The 15,299-nt window shown below is 68.4% G+C and carries 20 protein-coding genes; 17 read left to right on the top strand and 3 right to left on the bottom strand.

All coding sequences use genetic code 11. From position 1 onward, the window contains the following. The first annotated feature begins 83 nt into the window (after positions 1-83). The 14 genes from rpmE to atpD all read left to right on the top strand — a co-directional run bounded on the left by rpmE (position 84) and on the right by atpD (position 10,942). The gene (rpmE, locus tag JHY01_RS08610) at positions 84-314 is read left to right on the top strand and encodes a 50S ribosomal protein L31 (protein WP_205325217.1); all 231 of its coding nucleotides are present in this window, start codon (positions 84-86) and stop codon (positions 312-314) included. A 90-nt stretch (positions 315-404) separates the two neighbouring features. Further along, on the top strand, positions 405-1,493 hold the full coding sequence (gene prfA, locus JHY01_RS08605) for a peptide chain release factor 1 (RefSeq protein WP_205325216.1): 1,089 nt from the start codon (positions 405-407) through the stop codon (positions 1,491-1,493). Further along, positions 1,493-2,347: a peptide chain release factor N(5)-glutamine methyltransferase gene (gene prmC / locus JHY01_RS08600; protein ID WP_205325215.1), complete on the top strand. Its 855-nt coding sequence runs from the start codon at positions 1,493-1,495 to the stop codon at positions 2,345-2,347. Before prfA ends, prmC begins: the two co-directional genes overlap by 1 nt. Next, positions 2,344-3,087 carry an L-threonylcarbamoyladenylate synthase gene (locus JHY01_RS08595; protein ID WP_205325214.1) on the top strand — a complete coding sequence of 248 codons (744 nt, stop codon included), beginning with the start codon at positions 2,344-2,346 and terminating at the stop codon, positions 3,085-3,087. Before prmC ends, JHY01_RS08595 begins: the two co-directional genes overlap by 4 nt. Beyond that, a complete protein-coding gene (locus tag JHY01_RS08590) occupies positions 3,084-3,635 on the top strand; it encodes a phosphotyrosine protein phosphatase (protein WP_307814331.1) in 552 nt (183 codons plus the stop codon). Before JHY01_RS08595 ends, JHY01_RS08590 begins: the two co-directional genes overlap by 4 nt. Then, entirely contained in the window at positions 3,632-4,033 is a 402-nt protein-coding gene (locus tag JHY01_RS08585; RefSeq protein ID WP_205325213.1) for a hypothetical protein, read from the top strand. Before JHY01_RS08590 ends, JHY01_RS08585 begins: the two co-directional genes overlap by 4 nt. Before the next feature lie 126 nt (positions 4,034-4,159). After that, on the top strand, positions 4,160-4,378 hold the full coding sequence (locus JHY01_RS08580; RefSeq protein WP_205325212.1) for an AtpZ/AtpI family protein: 219 nt from the start codon (positions 4,160-4,162) through the stop codon (positions 4,376-4,378). A gap of 33 nt (positions 4,379-4,411) precedes the next feature. After that, positions 4,412-5,224 (top strand): F0F1 ATP synthase subunit A, encoded by an 813-nt coding sequence (atpB, locus tag JHY01_RS08575; protein ID WP_205325211.1) that lies wholly within the window; start codon positions 4,412-4,414, stop codon positions 5,222-5,224. 92 nt (positions 5,225-5,316) lie between these two features. Next, positions 5,317-5,520, top strand: coding sequence for a F0F1 ATP synthase subunit C (locus tag JHY01_RS08570; RefSeq protein WP_205325210.1), 204 nt, complete (start codon positions 5,317-5,319; stop codon positions 5,518-5,520). 18 nt (positions 5,521-5,538) lie between these two features. Further along, positions 5,539-6,081 carry a F0F1 ATP synthase subunit B gene (locus JHY01_RS08565; RefSeq protein WP_205325209.1) on the top strand — a complete coding sequence of 181 codons (543 nt, stop codon included), beginning with the start codon at positions 5,539-5,541 and terminating at the stop codon, positions 6,079-6,081. Continuing rightward, positions 6,078-6,902, top strand: coding sequence for a F0F1 ATP synthase subunit delta (locus JHY01_RS08560; protein WP_374199512.1), 825 nt, complete (start codon positions 6,078-6,080; stop codon positions 6,900-6,902). Before JHY01_RS08565 ends, JHY01_RS08560 begins: the two co-directional genes overlap by 4 nt. A gap of 34 nt (positions 6,903-6,936) precedes the next feature. Continuing rightward, on the top strand, positions 6,937-8,571 hold the full coding sequence (gene atpA / locus JHY01_RS08555) for a F0F1 ATP synthase subunit alpha (protein ID WP_205325207.1): 1,635 nt from the start codon (positions 6,937-6,939) through the stop codon (positions 8,569-8,571). Between the two features lie 2 nt (positions 8,572-8,573). Continuing rightward, complete coding sequence (locus JHY01_RS08550; RefSeq protein ID WP_205325206.1) at positions 8,574-9,512, top strand: F0F1 ATP synthase subunit gamma; 939 nt, start codon at positions 8,574-8,576, stop codon at positions 9,510-9,512. 2 nt (positions 9,513-9,514) lie between these two features. Beyond that, the gene (atpD, locus tag JHY01_RS08545; protein ID WP_205325205.1) at positions 9,515-10,942 is read left to right on the top strand and encodes a F0F1 ATP synthase subunit beta; all 1,428 of its coding nucleotides are present in this window, start codon (positions 9,515-9,517) and stop codon (positions 10,940-10,942) included. Between the two features lie 67 nt (positions 10,943-11,009). Here the strand turns inward: atpD and JHY01_RS08540 are convergent, their stop codons facing one another. Then, entirely contained in the window at positions 11,010-11,915 is a 906-nt protein-coding gene (locus tag JHY01_RS08540) for a glycosyltransferase family 2 protein (protein ID WP_205325204.1), read from the bottom strand. Then, complete coding sequence (locus tag JHY01_RS08535) at positions 11,908-12,942, bottom strand: sulfotransferase (protein ID WP_307814327.1); 1,035 nt, start codon at positions 12,940-12,942, stop codon at positions 11,908-11,910. Before JHY01_RS08535 ends, JHY01_RS08540 begins: the two co-directional genes overlap by 8 nt. Positions 12,943-13,173: 231 nt before the next feature. On the opposite strand from JHY01_RS08535, the gene JHY01_RS08530 reads away from it, so the two are divergent. The 3 genes from JHY01_RS08530 to JHY01_RS08520 are packed head-to-tail and all read left to right on the top strand — an operon-like array spanning position 13,174 to position 14,548. After that, positions 13,174-13,938 carry a WecB/TagA/CpsF family glycosyltransferase gene (locus JHY01_RS08530; protein ID WP_307814325.1) on the top strand — a complete coding sequence of 255 codons (765 nt, stop codon included), beginning with the start codon at positions 13,174-13,176 and terminating at the stop codon, positions 13,936-13,938. A gap of 35 nt (positions 13,939-13,973) precedes the next feature. Then, the gene (locus JHY01_RS08525; RefSeq protein WP_205325203.1) at positions 13,974-14,231 is read left to right on the top strand and encodes a hypothetical protein; all 258 of its coding nucleotides are present in this window, start codon (positions 13,974-13,976) and stop codon (positions 14,229-14,231) included. Beyond that, positions 14,228-14,548: a type II toxin-antitoxin system PemK/MazF family toxin gene (locus JHY01_RS08520; RefSeq protein WP_205325202.1), complete on the top strand. Its 321-nt coding sequence runs from the start codon at positions 14,228-14,230 to the stop codon at positions 14,546-14,548. Before JHY01_RS08525 ends, JHY01_RS08520 begins: the two co-directional genes overlap by 4 nt. A 4-nt stretch (positions 14,549-14,552) precedes the next feature. On the opposite strand, the gene JHY01_RS08515 is transcribed toward JHY01_RS08520, so the two are convergent. After that, entirely contained in the window at positions 14,553-15,284 is a 732-nt protein-coding gene (locus tag JHY01_RS08515; RefSeq protein WP_205325201.1) for a methyltransferase domain-containing protein, read from the bottom strand. Positions 15,285-15,299 lie beyond the last annotated feature (15 nt).

The raw sequence follows: 15,299 nt of genomic DNA, 5'->3' as shown, positions 1-15,299 counted from the left end.
CACCCTAAGCGCCCTTTTCAGGGCACGATGCGGTTCCGGTTCACGGCTTGCAGCCGACCCGGCGACCCAGAGAAAGGGAAGTCATGAAAGACGGGATCCACCCTCAGTACGTCGTCACCGAGGTGACCTGTTCCTGCGGGAACGCCTTCACCACCCGGTCGACGGTGGCCAGTGGCAAGATCCAGGCTGCGACCTGCAACAAGTGCCACCCGTTCTACACCGGTAAGCAGCGCATCCTCGACACCGGCGGTCGCGTGGCCAAGTTCAAGGCCCGCTACGCCAAGACGCAGGAGAAGGCTCAGGCCGGTAAGTAGCTTTGCCGCGCAGCGCTCGTGTCGATTGACGCGGGCGCTGCGTTTTTCGTATCACATGATTGCTCGCAAGGCTCTTTCGAAGGATCTGCAATGACGACCGCTGCCGACAACCGCCTGGACTCCCTCCTCGCCGAGTTCCGCGACCTGGAAGTCCAGATGGGCGACCCGGCGCTGCACGCCGACCAGGCCCAGGCGCGGCGGGTCGGGCGCCGCTACGCCGAGCTGTCCCCGATCGCGAAGACCGCCGAGGACATCGCGGCAGCGAAGGACGACCTCGAGACCGCCGAGGAGCTCGCCAAGGAGGACTCGGATTTCGCCGCCGAGGCCGAGCAGATCAAGAAGCGCATCCCCGAACTCGAGTCGAAGCTGGCCGAGCTGCTCGTCCCGCGCGACCCCGACGACGCGAAGGACGTGATCATCGAGATCAAGGCCGGCGCGGGCGGTGAGGAGTCCGGCCTGTTCGCCGGTGACCTCATGCGCATGTACCTGCGCTACTTCGAGCGCATGGGCTGGGCCGTCGAGACCCTGGAGATGGTGCCGACCGACCTCGGCGGCATCAAGGACTCTTCGATCGCCGTGCGCACCAAGGGCACGCCCGAGGGCGGCAACGGCGTCTGGTCGCGGCTGAAGTTCGAGGGCGGCGTGCACCGCGTGCAGCGCGTGCCCGTGACCGAGTCGCAGGGCCGCGTGCACACCTCCGCCGCGGCGGTCGTCGTGATGCCCGAAGCCGAAGAGGTCGACTTCGAGCTGAACATGAACGACGTGCGGGTCGACGTCTACCGCTCTTCCGGTCCCGGCGGCCAGTCGGTCAACACCACCGACTCCGCCGTGCGCCTCACCCACGTGCCCACGGGCGTGGTCGTGACCAGCCAGAACGAGAAGAGCCAGCTGCAGAACAAGGAGGCCGCGATCAAGGTCCTCCGCGCCCGCCTGCTCGCCAAGCAGCAGGAGGAGGCCGCGGCCGCGGCCGGCGCCGCCCGCCTCTCGCAGGTGCGCACCGCCGACCGCTCCGAGCGCATCCGCACCTACAACTTCCCGCAGAACCGGCTCACCGACCACCGGATCGGCTTCACCGCCTACAACCTCGACCAGGTCATGGACGGTGCGCTCGACGAGGTCCTCGACGCCCTCGCGACCGCCGACCGGGCCGAGCGCATGGCCCGCGGCACCGACGATTGATGGACCTTCCGGCATCCCGAGCAACCTGGCCCCGGGTCATCGCCCAGGCCGCGAAGCGGCTCGAAGCGGCCGGCGTCCATTCCCCGCGAAACGACGCCGAGCTGCTGGCCGCGCACGTCTCCGGGCTCAAGCGGGCGCAGCTGCTCATCGCGGACGCGCCGACCGCCGCGCAGCTCGCGGTGTTCGACGCGCTCGTCGCGCGCCGCACCACCCGTGAGCCGCTGCAGCACCTGACCGGTTCGGCCGCGTTCCGCTACGGCGAGCTCGCGGTCGGGCCCGGCGTCTTCGTCCCCCGGCCCGAGACCGAGTTGCTCGTGGACTGGGCGCTCTCGCGCCTTCCCAAGGGCGGCACGGTCATCGACGCATGCTCAGGCTCCGGCGCGGTGGCGCACGCCATCGCGACCGAGCGGCCCGACGCGACCGTGTGGGCCGTCGAGATCGACCCCGACGCCTTCGAATGGCTCGAATCGAACCTCGAAGGCACCGGGGCGACCCCGGTGCTGGCCGACGCGACCGCCGCCTCGACCCTGAACGAGCTCGACGGCACCGTGGACCTCGTCACCGCGAATCCGCCGTACGTGCCCTTCGCGATCGAGGTCGCGCCCGAGGTCGATTTCGACCCGTCCGGCGCGGTCTACGCCGCCGAGGCGGGTCTCGCCGTGATCCAGCCGCTGGCCGTGCGCGCCGCGTCCTGGCTCAAACCGGGCGGCTGGTTCGGCTTCGAGCACGACGACACGCATGGGAAGGCCGCCCCGGAGATCCTGAACGTCAGCGGCTTCACCGAGACCGAGGACCACGAGGACCTGGCGGGCCGCCCGAGGTTCGCAACGGGAAGGCTAGGCTTGTCGCCGTGAGGCTGTTCAATTGCAGGAAGATCAAGGACCGCGCGACCGGGCTGAAGTCGGCCACCAGGGCCGTGACCGGCGGTCGGCTCGTCGTCATCCCCACCGACACCGTCTACGGCATCGGTTGCGACGCGTTCAATCCCACGGCCGTCAAGGCCCTGCTCGCCGCGAAGGGGCGCGGTCGCGACATGGCGCCACCGGTCCTCATCGGCTCGAAACGGGCGCTCGACGGCATCGCCTCCGACATCCCCGACTCCGCCAAGGAGCTCATCGAGGCGTTCTGGCCCGGGCCCCTCACCATCGTCGTGCCCTACACCCCGTCCCTGACCTGGGACCTCGGTGACACCGACGGCACGGTCGCGGTGCGCATGCCGCTGCACCCGCTCGCGCTCGAACTGCTCAAGGAGACCGGCCCGATGGCCGTCTCCTCGGCGAACAAGACCGGGCAGCCCCCGGCCGAGACCGCCGCCGACGCGAAGGCCCAGCTCGGCTCCGACGTCTCCGTGTACCTGGAGGCCGGTCCGAGCGAGGACAACCTGCCGTCGACGATCATCGACTGCGTCGCGCACCCGCCGCAGCTCCTCCGCGAGGGCGCCTTGAGCCTCGACCAGATCCGCAAGATCGTGCCCGACACCCTCGACCGCGACGGCTACGGCCCCGGTCAGGGCCCCGAGGACGACGAGTCGGAGGCGAACCAGGCCGAAGCCGACGAGACCGCCGAGCCGAAGGCCGACGAGGAGTCGGCGTGACCTCGCCGTTCACCGTGCTGCACGTGTGCACCGGCAACATCTGCCGGTCGCCCATGTCCGAACGCATCCTCGCCGGGCTCACCGGCGAGGACGTGTACAACCACGGCGCGGGCATCTCGGCCTTCCACGAAGGCGAGAACATGCAGCACCCCGCGATGGACGAACTCGAATCGCGCGGCTACGACTTCGACGGCCACCGGGCGCGCCACCTCCTGCGCGAGCACGTCGAGGCCTCGGACCTCATCCTCGTGGCCACGATCGGGCACCTGGAGTACATCGCCGAGCGCTTCCCCGAAGCCTTCGGGCGTACCTTCCTCGTCCGCTCGTTCGGGCCGATGGCCGCCGACCTCGCCGACTCGCTGCCCGACGGCGACACCGCCGTCCGCGGCAAGGCCCTCGTCGATGCCGCCTCCACGCGGCGCGGCGACTACGACGAGATCGACCTCGCCGACCCGTGGGGGATGAGCCAGGCCGTCTACGCGCAGATCGCCGACCAGCTCGAGGCGGCGCTGAAACCCGTCGCGGGCGCCCTGGAGCCTCGCGCATGACCAAGATCAAGGGCTTTCTCAAGCCGTGCCTCATCGTCGCGGGGATCGCGGCGGTCATCGCCGCGTTCATCGGCGGCATCACAGCCGGTGGCACCGGCGCGTGGGCCGCTCCGGCGGGAGTAGCCCTGGCCGCGTTGGGTTTCGCGGGTTCTGCGGCGGCGGTCGCACTGGCCGAGACCTTTGACTTGCGTCTCACTTTGCCTATGGCTCTGATCACGTACTCGATCAAGCTCGCGCTGGTCCTGACGATCCTCTCGATCGTCAAGACGGCCGCGCCCGACGCGCTGCCGCCCTTCGCCTACGGCGTCATCGGCGGGGCCATCGCCTGGCTGTCCACCCAGGTCGCCTGGGCATATAAGGCCAAGATCCCCTACATCGAACTCGACCCGCGATCTTGACGAATTCTTGACGCCGAGCGCGACACACGGTGTTTCCCGTAGGTTGACAACTCCGCACCGACGGCACTCATCTCCGCGAACCCGCTGGGCAGTTCCTGTGTAGTAGCTGTTAGAGTTCAGCTCGACATGGCCGACATGGAACCCCCCGATCGCAAGCCCCAGCCGGATGGTTCGGACATGGGCTGGCGCGCGCTGGGATATCTGCTGTCCGGGATCATCTTCTGGGGTGGTCTTGGATATCTGGTCGACCTTTGGCTCGAACTGCCCAAAGTCGGGCTCCTGGTAGGGATGCTTGTCGGTGCTGCAGCAGGGATCTACCTGCTGATCAAGCAGATGTCGCCGTAATTTGACCGACACTGACTGAGAGGCGTGGCTCACGTGACCGACTCAGCCATCGTGCTGGCCGAAGGGGACTCCCACTTCCCGCCCGGTACTGACAGCTTCAACTTCCGGGACTGGTTCACCGGGCTCAGCGACACGGCTCTCGTCCACATGTTCACCACGATCACGTTCGCGGTGTGGGCATCGGTCGCGATTCTCATCGTCTTCTTCCTGTGGGCCTATCGCAAGCCCCAGATCGTTCCCACCAAGAGGCAATGGATCGCCGAATCGGCGTACGGCTTCATTCGGAACACCGTCTCCATCGACCTGATGGGGAAGAAGGACGGCGTCAAGTTCGCTCCGTACCTGGCGACCCTGTTCCTCTTCATCCTGATCATGAACATGTGGGCCATCGTGCCCGGCATTCAGATCTCCCCGAACTCCCACATCGCGTTCCCGGCCATGCTCGGCGCGCTCTCGTGGATCATCTACAACGTGGTGGGCATCAGGAAGCACGGCTTCCTCGGGTATCTCAAGATGACCTGCGTCCCGCCGGGCGCCCCGTGGTTCATCTACCCGCTGCTCATCCCGATCGAGTTCCTGCAGAACCTGATCCTGCGTCCCGTGACGCTCGCCCTGCGGCTCTTCGCGAACATGTTCGCCGGCCACCTCATCCTGCTGGTGTTCATCCTCGGCGGATTCGAGATGCTCAACGCGGGCAACATCTTCATCCAGGGCCTGTCGGTCTTCTCGTTCGCCATGGGCATCGCCATGACCATGTTCGAACTGATCGTCATCCTGCTGCAGGCATATGTGTTCACGCTGCTCACGGGCATGTACATCCAGGGGTCCCTCGCGGACGAGCACTAGCGCTCCCCGAATTCACCCCGACCCAGATTTCGCAATTGAAGAACATCGTGCGCGTGACGGACACGCCACGCTGACACCTAGGAGAAAACGCCATGGATGGCAGCCTCAACGTCATCGGTTACGGCCTCGCTGCGATCGGCCCCGGTATCGGTGTCGCCCTGATCTTCGCCGCGTGGATCACCGCCACCGCGCGTCAGCCCGAGTCGGCCGGTATCACCCGTCCGATGCTCTTCATGGGCTTCGCCCTCGTCGAGGTGCTGGCCCTGTTCGGCCTCGTCCTCGCGTTCATCAACTAACCACCTCACGGAGCGAACATGATTCACGCCGCCGAAGGAGGCACGGCGATTCTCTTCCCGATCTGGCAAGAGATCCTCGTCGGTGCCATCGCCTTCGGTCTGCTGTGCTTCGTGCTCATGAAGTTCGTCTTCCCCATGATGGAGAAGACCTTCGAGGCACGAGTGGACGCGATCGAAGGCGGCATCGAGCGGGCTGAGCGGGCTCAAGAAGAGGCCAATCAGACGCTCGAGGAATACCGTCGCAAGCTCGCCACCGCGCAGGAAGAGGCCGCCGCGATTCGCGACGAGGCTCGTGCCGACGCTGTGGCGGCCAAGGAGGAGATCCTCGTCTCCGCCCGCGAAGAGGCCAACCGCGTCATCGCGGCCGGTCACGCGCAAATCGAGGCCTCTCGCCAGCAGCTCGTCCGCGAGCTGCGCAGCGAGGTCGGCAACCTGGCCGTTGACCTGGCCGGGAAGATCATCGGCCAGCGCCTCGCCGGCGACGCCGACACGACGGCGACCGTGGACCAGTTCCTGGCCCAGATCGCCGACGACACGGCCGAGACGAGCGGAGCACGCTGATGTCGACGACTGGACGCGAAAGCATCGAGGCCGGCCGTGCCGTGCTGGAGGCAGCCGCCTCCGGCGCGTCGGCCGAGCAGCTCACCGAGTGCGGCGATCAGCTGCTGGGAGTGACGCGCTTCCTCGTCGACCAGCCTCGGCTGCGTCGCGCCCTGTCCGACCCCGCCCGTGAGGCGGACGACCGGGAGGGCCTGATCCGCGGGCTCATCGCGGGCCAAGTGGGCGGGACCGCCGCTGACGTGGTGGCCGCGCTCGTGCGGGGCCGCTGGGGCAGCCCGTCCGAACTGGTAGGCGGCACCGAGCAGCTCGCCGTCAAGGCGCTGCTGCTCGCCGCGACCAAGGAAGGCAGCCTGGCGAACGTCGAGGACGAGCTGTTCCGCTTCGGACAGCTCGTCGACGGCGACGCCGAACTGGCCTCGGTCCTCGGCGCTTCGGGCTCCGACCCGAAGGGCCGGTCCGAGCTCGTCGAGCGCCTGCTCGCGGGCAAGGCCGAGCCGGTGACGGTGACGCTCGCTTCCGCCGCGTGCTTCGGCATCGGCGGCCGCAGCTTCCACGCCTCGTTGGCCCACCTCGTCGAGGCCGCCGCCGCGGCCCACGACGAGACCGTGGCCTACGTGACCGTGGCGAGGCCGCTCGACGAGGCCGGGGAGCGTCAGCTCGCGGCCAAGCTCACCCTGGTCTACGGGCGCCCGGTGGCGCTCAAGGTCACGGTCGACCCCGCGATCGTCGGGGGCATCCGGGTGCAAGTCGGCTCGGAACTGTGGGACGGTACCGTCTCGCGCCGCCTCGACGAAGCCCGCCAAGCCTTGGCCGGACGCTGATCCAGCCGGTATCAACAGAAAGGGAAACGTTCAGATGGCTGAATTGACCATCTCCTCAGACGAGATTCGTAGTGCGCTCGACGACTACGTCTCGTCCTACCGGCCGGAGATCACCCGCGAAGAGGTCGGTGTCGTCACCTCCGCCGGCGACGGCATCGCCGTCGTCGAGGGCCTGCCCTCCGTCATGGCCAACGAGCTCCTGGAGTTCTCCGGCGGCGTGATGGGCCTGGCCCTGAACCTCGACGTCCGCGAGATCGGCGCCGTCCTCCTGGGCGACCCGACCAAGGTCGGCGAGGGCCAGACCGTCAAGCGCACCGGCAAGGTCCTCTCCGTGCCGGTCGGTGACAAGTTCCTGGGCCGCGTCGTCGACGCCCTGGGCAACCCCATCGACGACCTGGGCGAGATCGAGGCCGAGGGTGAGCGCGAGCTCGAAGCCCAGGCCCCGAACGTCATCAACCGCCAGTCGGTGTTCGAGCCGGTCGAGACCGGTATCAAGGCCATCGACTCGATGACCCCCATCGGCCGCGGCCAGCGCCAGCTGATCATCGGCGACCGCAAGACCGGCAAGACGCAGGTCGCGATCGACACGATCATCAACCAGCGCGCCAACTGGGAGTCCGGCGACCCGGACAAGCAGCTGCGCTGCATCTACGTCGCGGTCGGCCAGAAGGGCTCCACCGTCGCCGGCATCAAGGGCATGCTCGAAGCGCACGGCGCGATGGAGTACACCACCATCGTCGCGGCGAACGCCGACGAGCCCGCGGGCCTGAAGTACCTGGCGCCCTACACCGGTTCGGCCATCGGCCAGCACTGGATGTACGGCGGCAAGCACGTCCTCATCATCTTCGACGACCTGTCGAAGCAGGCCGAGGCGTACCGCACCGTGTCGCTGCTGCTGCGTCGTCCGCCGGGCCGCGAGGCCTTCCCCGGCGACGTCTTCTACCTGCACTCCCGTCTGCTGGAGCGCTGCGCGAAGCTCTCCGACGAACTGGGCGGCGGTTCGATGACCGGTCTGCCGATCATCGAGACCAAGGCCGGCGACATCTCGCAGTTCATCCCGACCAACGTCATCTCGATCACCGACGGCCAGGTCTTCCTCGAAGAGGGCCTGTTCAACTCGGGTGTGCGTCCGGCGATCAACGTCGGCACGTCCGTCTCCCGTGTCGGTGGCGCCGCGCAGACCAAGGGCATGCGCTCGGTCGCGGGTTCGCTTCGTCTGGACCTGGCCCAGTACCGCGACCTGGAGGCCTTCGCGGCCTTCGCGTCCGACCTGGACGCCGCGTCGAAGGCGCAGCTGGAGCGCGGTCTTCGCATGGTCGAGCTGCTCAAGCAGGGTGTGGCCGCGCCGCTCCCGATGGGCGAGGAGACCATCTCGATCTGGGCCGGCGTCTCGGGTTCGCTCGACGACATCCCGGTCGGCGAGGTCCGCCGCTTCGAGGACGAGTTCCTCACCTACATGCGCGCCAACCACAAGGACGTCGTCGCCCAGCTGAACGCGGGCAAGGACAAGGTGGCCGGCGACATCGAGGACACCCTCAAGCGCGCCATCGCCAAGTTCAAGCAGATGTTCAAGGCCAACGCCGACGACCTGCACGTGACCGACGCCGCCGAAGACGCCCTCGAGGGCGACGTCGACGTCGAGACCGTCAAGCGCGTCAAGAAGGGTTAGCCATGTCAGCGCAGCTTCGTACTTTGCGCAAGCGGCTGAAGTCGACCCAGTCCATCCGGAAGATCACCAAGGCGCAGGAGCTGGTCGCGACCAGCCGCATCGCCAAGGCGCAGGAACGGGTCGCGGCCTCGCTGCCGTACGCCCGTGCCATGACCTCGGTGATGACCTCGCTCGCGAGCAACGCGTCGATCAACCACCCGCTGCTCCAGCCGCGGGCGCAGGTCCGTCGCGCCGGGGTGCTCGTGGTCACTGCCGACAAGGGGATGTGCGGCGGCTACAACGCCAACGTCATCCGCACCGCCGAGCAGCTGGTCACGCGTCTCACGGAAGAGGGCAAGGTCCCGGTCCTGTACGTCGCCGGCCGCAGGGGCGTCGACTACTACCAGTTCCGCGGTCGCACGATCGAGCGGTCCTGGACCGGGTTCTCGCAGAAGCCGGCCGTCTCGGATGCGCAGGAGATCACACGGACGCTGCTCGCGGCGTTCATGTCCGGCGCGGACGACGAGGGTGACGATGCGGGCGCGGACGGTATCCTCGGAGTGGACGAGCTGCATATCGTCCACACCAAGTTCGTCTCGCTGCTGACGCAGACGCCCGAGCCGCGGCAACTGGCCCCCCTCGAAGTCGAGGAGGTGGAGGAGAGCGAGCTCGAAGAGCACGTGCTCCTCCCGGACTACGAGTTCGAGCCGAACCCGGAGGCGCTGCTCGACGCGCTGCTGCCGAAGTACTTGACGACTCGGATCTACGCGGCGCTGATCGACGCCGCGGCGAGCGAGTCGGCGGCGAGGCGTCGGGCCATGAAGGCGGCCACGGACAATGCCGATGAATTGATCAAGACCCTGCGGCGGAGCGCGAACGCGGCGCGGCAGGCGGCGATCACGCAGGAGATCAGCGAAATTGTGGGTGGGGCCAGTGCCCTTTCCGCCGCAGGAAGAGAGTAACGATGACCGACACTAATGGAGTGGGACGCGTCGTACGGGTCATCGGGCCGGTCGTCGACGTGGAGTTCCCGCGCAACGCCATCCCGGCGATCTTCAACGCGCTGCACGTTGACGTCGCCTACGGCGAGCACAACAAGACGCTGACCCTGGAAGTGGCCCAGCACCTGGGCGACAACCAGATCCGCGGCATCTGCATGGCCCCGACCGACGGCATGGTCCGCGGCACCGAGGTCCGTGACACCGGTGCGCAGATCAAGGTCCCGGTCGGCGACGGCATCAAGGGCAAGGTCTTCAACGTCCTCGGCGACTGCCTCAACCTCGAAGAGGGCGAGGAGCTCCAGGCCGACGACTACTGGGAGATCCACCGCCACGCCCCGGCGTTCGCGCAGCTGGAGCCGAAGACCGAGATGCTGGAGACCGGCATCAAGGCCATCGACCTGCTCGCCCCGTACGTCAAGGGCGGCAAGATCGGCCTGTTCGGCGGCGCCGGCGTGGGCAAGACGGTGCTCATCCAGGAGATGATCATCCGTGTCGCCCAGAACTTCGGTGGTTCTTCGGTGTTCGCCGGTGTCGGCGAGCGCACCCGTGAGGGCAACGACCTCATCGCCGAAATGGCCGAGGCCGGCGTTCTGGAGAAGACCTCGCTGGTCTACGGCCAGATGGACGAGCCGCCGGGCGTGCGTCTTCGCGTCGCCCTGTCGGCCCTGACGATGGCCGAGTACTTCCGGGACGTCAAGAACCAGGAGGTGCTGCTCTTCATCGACAACATCTTCCGGTTCACGCAGGCCGGTTCGGAGACCTCCGCGCTGCTGGGCCGCATGCCCTCGGCCGTGGGTTACCAGCCGACGCTCGCGGACGAGATGGGTGAGCTCCAGGAGCGCATCACCTCGCTGCGCGGCAAGGCCATCACCTCGATGCAGGCCGTGTACGTCCCCGCGGACGACTACACCGACCCGGCGCCGTTCACCGCGTTCACCCACCTGGACGCGACGACGAACCTCGAGCGGAAGATCTCCGACAAGGGCATCTACCCGGCGATCGACCCGCTCGCCTCGAACTCCCGCATTCTGGAGCCCGAGGTCGTCGGCGCCGAGCACTACGCGGTCGCCTCGACGGTGAAGCAGATCCTGCAGAAGTACAACGAACTGCAGGACATCATCGCCATCCTCGGCATGGACGAGCTTTCCGAAGAGGACAAGCTCGTCGTGGGCCGCGCGCGCCGCATCGAGCGCTTCCTGTCGCAGAACACGTTCGCGGCGAAGCAGTTCACCGGCGTCGAGGGCTCGTTCGTCCCCGTCAAGGAGACCGTCGAGGCCTTCAAGAAGATCGCTGAGGGCGAGTACGACCACTTCCCCGAGCAGGCGTTCTTCATGTGCGGTGGCCTCGAGGACCTGCACAAGAACGAAGAGGAGCTCCGCAAGAAGGGCTAGCCCTCCCTGCAGTGCTTGAACGAGAGCGGCCCCGGAACCTCACGGTTCCGGGGCCGCTTCGCTTCGTCTAGATGCCGCGGCCGCGCCGGTGCAGCGCGGCCATCACCGCGGGGACGCCGACGATGCCCGCCGCCGCGGCGGCCGCGACCGCCGCCCGCGGCTCGCCCGGGTTCGCCTTCGTCGCCCTGATCGCCCAGCGCAGGGCCTCCTTGCGGTCGCCCGTGGCGGCGTGCCAGCAGGCGATCTGGCCGTAGACGCGCGCGGCGCCCTCGGGGCTGCCGTGGATCTCCGGGTGCCGGTCGAGGATCCACCGCAGCGAGGAGATCTTGGTGTCCCAACGGGTCTCGAAGTGCGAACCGGCCCAGTTGACGAGCGCGTACGGCACGTCCACGTGCGCGATCGGCCGCCGCCGCGAGGCGCGCAGCAGCATGTCCCAGTCCTCGTTCTGACTGCCCGGCGCGTCCTCCGCGACCAGGCCGAGCCCGCCGAGCAGCGCGGACCGGCGGAACAGGAACGTCGAGGAGTGCAGCATCATCATGCGCGAGCGGAGCAGGTCGACATGGCGCACCATGGTCTTCTGCGCCAGGCGCGGGTTCCGGCGGCCCCGGTAGTCGACCTCGATCGCGGTGGTGCACAGCTCGGCTTCGGTGCCGAGTGCGGTGACCTGCGCCGCGAGTTTCCCGGGCAGCCATTCGTCGTCGTCGTCGAGGAACGCCACGAGGTCGGTGTCCAGCGCGGTGATCCCGGTGTTCCGGGCGCCCGCGAGACCGGGTGTGCGGTCGTTCTTGACCACCCGCACGAGCCGCTCGCCGTCGGCGGCGAGCGTTTCGTCCACTTTGGCGCGATCGAAGACCACGACCACTTCGAGCTCACCGGGGTAGAACTGGGTCAGCACCGATCGCAGCGCGGCGCGCACCTGCTGGGGGCGGTCGTGCGTGGGGATCACGACGCCCACCGAAGGCCAGTCAGTCACGGGCGGTCACCTCTTCCAGAGCGGGTTCGTCCACAGGGGCCTCCTCGTCGTCGAGGTAGCCGTAGCGGCCCAGGAGGGGCCGGGTCAGGGTGGAGACCATCCGCCGCGTGCCGTCGGGCAGGTCGGCGGTCCAGGCCTCGTCGGGGTAGATCGGGATGCGCCCCACGGTGAACCGCATCGGGTTGCCGGCCGCCGAGTGGCTCGGGCCCAGATCGGCCCAACCGTCCCCGATGAAGTTGTAGTCCGACTCCGCAAGGTCGAGCCCGCAGAACCGGCCGAGTGAGGCGATCACCTTCCTGGGGCGCTGGATCACCCGCTCGTACCGGACCCGCCGCACCGGCACGCCGCGCCGGGCGAGGAGGCTGAACGCGGCGTTCTGCGCGTTCCACAGCATGGCGGCCTTCGCGGGGGAGTAGCGGGTCATCTGGTCGCCCGTGGGGGACTCGGGGCGGGCCACCTTCTTCGTCCACGAGTACGCGACGCCCCGCGAGTCGCGCACGACGTGCAGCACCCGCAGGTCGATCTTCGGCGACCAGCGCAGGCAGTACGCGAGGGACGCGTGCTTGGAGGAGTCGACCACGACCCGGGCGCGGGTGTCCTTGGCGGCGGCGGTGTAGATCTTCTCGAAGTACTCGGCGTACTCGGTGACGAGCTGGTGCTGCGCGGGGGCGAGCCGCTTCGCCGCGAGCGCCGGGATGTGCCGGGTGCGGTCCACCGTGGCCTTGAGGGCGTTGAGCCGCTCGATGTCGACCCGGTCCCAGGAACCGAAGGCGCGCTGCCCGATCCGCTGCCAGAACTCGCAGTGCGAGAACGTGGCGCCGCACGCGCACATCTCGTTGCCGACCAGGTCCCGTTCCCACAGGTGGGTGATCTCGCCGAGTGGGACCACCCCGGGCAGTTGGCCGAGCAGGCGTTCGAGGAGCGTCGTGCCGCTGCGCCCGAGTCCTCCGATGAAGACCACTTTGACGCGGTTCTCGGACTGCTCGGCCGTGTCGGCGATCTTCACACTCACTGATCCCTCGCTCACCCTGGTGCTCCACTGCTTTCGGGGCCGCGATCCGAGCCGGGCTCGGAAACCCGCAGACGCCCCTTGATGATTCCTATAACGACTCGGGGTGGGGTGGGGGACACGCCCTGGGGCCAAAATTCCCGGAAAATCGCACGCGGACCTCTAACGTCTGATCGCATGGAGCGTTTGGGCCCTTCGCGCGCGGACCGCGGCAGCGGCGCGGCTTCCCCTCGGTCGGACTCGGGACCCGTGAAGCGGGTGGCGTTGGGCGGCATCGCGATCGACCCGGTCACCGAAGCGGAGGCGGTGGCGCGCGTCATCGACGCCATCGAAGCCGGGCGCGGCGGCCAGATCGTCACGCCGAACGTCGACATCGTCGCCGCCGCGCGCAGGAGCCGCGAACTGCGGGCGATCATCGCCGCGTCCGACCTCGTGGTCGCCGACGGCGCCCCCCTCGTCTGGGCCTCCCGAGTGGCCGGGACGCCGCTGCCCGCCCGCGTCGCGGGCTCGGACCTCGTCTGGTCCCTTTCCGAGGCCGCCGCCACACGCGGCCTCCGCATCGCCCTCCTGGGCGGCACTCCGGACGGCGCCGCGCGCCCCACCGAACGCGCCGCGGATCTGCTCGAGGCGCGCTACCCGGGCCTCAAGGTCGTGGGCGCCTGGTGCCCGCCCATGGGCTTCGACCGGGACGACTCGCAGTGGCGCGCCCTCGTCGAACGCGTCGTGGCCGCCGACCCCGACCTCGTCTACGTCGGCCTCGGCTTCCCCAAGCAGGAGCACGTGATGGTGCGCCTCCGCGCGGTCGCCCCGGGAGCCTGGTTCCTCGGCTGCGGCGCGAGCATCGACTTCATCGCCGGCTACCGCCGCCGCGCCCCCAAATGGATGCAGCGCACCGGCACCGAATGGCTCTTCCGGATGCTCTCCGAACCCCGCCGCCTCGTCCGCCGCTACCTCAAGGACGACGTCCCCGAAGCCTTGCGCCTCCTCGCGGAGGCCTACCGCCGGCGCCGATGACGTCATACCGGTATTCATGACGGTATACTTTCGGTATGAGCGCGATGACTACCATCAAGGTCCCGGTTGAGCTGCGCGACCGTATCGCAAGACTCGCGGAAGAGCGACACTTGTCCATGGCCGGCGCGGTCGAGCGCGCTATCGACGTCGCCGAGGAAGAGGAATTCTGGGCTCGCGCGAGGGCCGTGATGGGCACCGTCGAGGCCAGGGTCGGCCTTCAGCGGGAGAGCGAGCGACTCGCGCCTTCATTGGGCGATGAGCTCGAAGCCGAGGACTGGAGCGACATCCTGTGAACCGAGGCGACATCTACCTGTGCGACTTCGGCGACCCGATCGGCCACGAGCAGGGCCACCAGCGTCCGGCCGTCATCGTGTCCCGCGACGACATGGCCCGCTTCGGCATACCGGTCGTCGTGCCGATCTCGCGCACGCGGAAGGAGTACCCGACGCACGTGGAACTGGAGGAGGTCCTCCCGGTCCCGAGCTATGCCCAGTGCGAGCATCTGCGAACGGTCTCGACCCAGCGGTTCGTCAAGCGAGTCGGCGCAGTCGACAGCCTTCAAATGATGAAGATCGAGCTGGTCCTGCGCCGAATCCTCGGCCTGTCCTGAGCGATCAGCGCCGCCGCGCGATGTAGACCACGTCCGTGGCCCACTTCGAGAGCGGCGACGCCAGCGCCGCGTCGGCGGCCCTGGAGGCCCAGCCCCACGGGGCGCGGTAGCAGCCCTGCGTGAACAGCGTGAAGCCCTGCATGCCGACCAGCTCGAAGCCGTGGCGCGCGAACAGGTCCCGCATCTCCAGGTGCGAGAGCTCCTGGAACCAGGTGCTCGCGTCCAGCCGCCCGAAGGTCTTGCGCAGGTGCCGCAGCGATGAGGCGTTGCCGTGGTTCTCCACCAGCAGCAGCCCCGCGTCCGCGTCCGGCAGCGCCGCCGCGGCGAAGTCCATCATCTGGTCCCGCAGATGCAGGTCCACATTGAGCACGAACCGGAACGCCGTCACCAGCGCCGGCCGTCCCGGGTCGACCTCGGGCGCGGCCAGGCCCGGCTGCACCAGGTGCGCGTACCCGGGCGTGCCGAGCTCGCGGCCCTTCTGGAGCATCGCCTCCGAGGTGTCGTAGCCGTGCGAGACCGCGACCATCCCCGCGAGCATCCGCGACACGCGGCCGGTGCCGCACGCGAAGTCGTGGTGGGTCGGCTTGGTCCCGAACGCGTTCGGGACGAACCCGCGCAGCCATCCGGCCTGGCGGTTGGAGACGATCGATGAGAACGTCCCCGGAGCGTACGTCCGCTCGGCGTATTTCTCTACCGCGGTCGGGTCCTGGAACACCTCGGTGTAATTGCTGGCCACGAAGTCCCTTTCGAT

The organism is Glycomyces sp. YM15, from assembly GCF_016918015.1.
Taxonomy (GTDB): Bacteria; Actinomycetota; Actinomycetes; order Mycobacteriales; family Micromonosporaceae; genus Glycomyces.
This window is presented reverse-complemented; position numbering and strand designations above follow the sequence as displayed.

What these genes read in the sequence shown, in the direction of transcription:
- rpmE (WP_205325217.1), top strand. Translation starts at nt 84, where the DNA reads ATGAAAGACGGGATCCACCCTCAGTACGTCGTCACCGAGGTGACCTGT.
- prfA (WP_205325216.1), top strand. Translation starts at nt 405, where the DNA reads ATGACGACCGCTGCCGACAACCGCCTGGACTCCCTCCTCGCCGAGTTC.
- prmC (WP_205325215.1), top strand. Translation starts at nt 1,493, where the DNA reads ATGGACCTTCCGGCATCCCGAGCAACCTGGCCCCGGGTCATCGCCCAG.
- JHY01_RS08585 (WP_205325213.1), top strand. Translation starts at nt 3,632, where the DNA reads ATGACCAAGATCAAGGGCTTTCTCAAGCCGTGCCTCATCGTCGCGGGG.
- JHY01_RS08580 (WP_205325212.1), top strand. Translation starts at nt 4,160, where the DNA reads ATGGCCGACATGGAACCCCCCGATCGCAAGCCCCAGCCGGATGGTTCG.
- JHY01_RS08570 (WP_205325210.1), top strand. Translation starts at nt 5,317, where the DNA reads ATGGATGGCAGCCTCAACGTCATCGGTTACGGCCTCGCTGCGATCGGC.
- JHY01_RS08565 (WP_205325209.1), top strand. Translation starts at nt 5,539, where the DNA reads ATGATTCACGCCGCCGAAGGAGGCACGGCGATTCTCTTCCCGATCTGG.
- atpA (WP_205325207.1), top strand. Translation starts at nt 6,937, where the DNA reads ATGGCTGAATTGACCATCTCCTCAGACGAGATTCGTAGTGCGCTCGAC.
- JHY01_RS08550 (WP_205325206.1), top strand. Translation starts at nt 8,574, where the DNA reads ATGTCAGCGCAGCTTCGTACTTTGCGCAAGCGGCTGAAGTCGACCCAG.
- atpD (WP_205325205.1), top strand. Translation starts at nt 9,515, where the DNA reads ATGACCGACACTAATGGAGTGGGACGCGTCGTACGGGTCATCGGGCCG.
- JHY01_RS08525 (WP_205325203.1), top strand. Translation starts at nt 13,974, where the DNA reads ATGAGCGCGATGACTACCATCAAGGTCCCGGTTGAGCTGCGCGACCGT.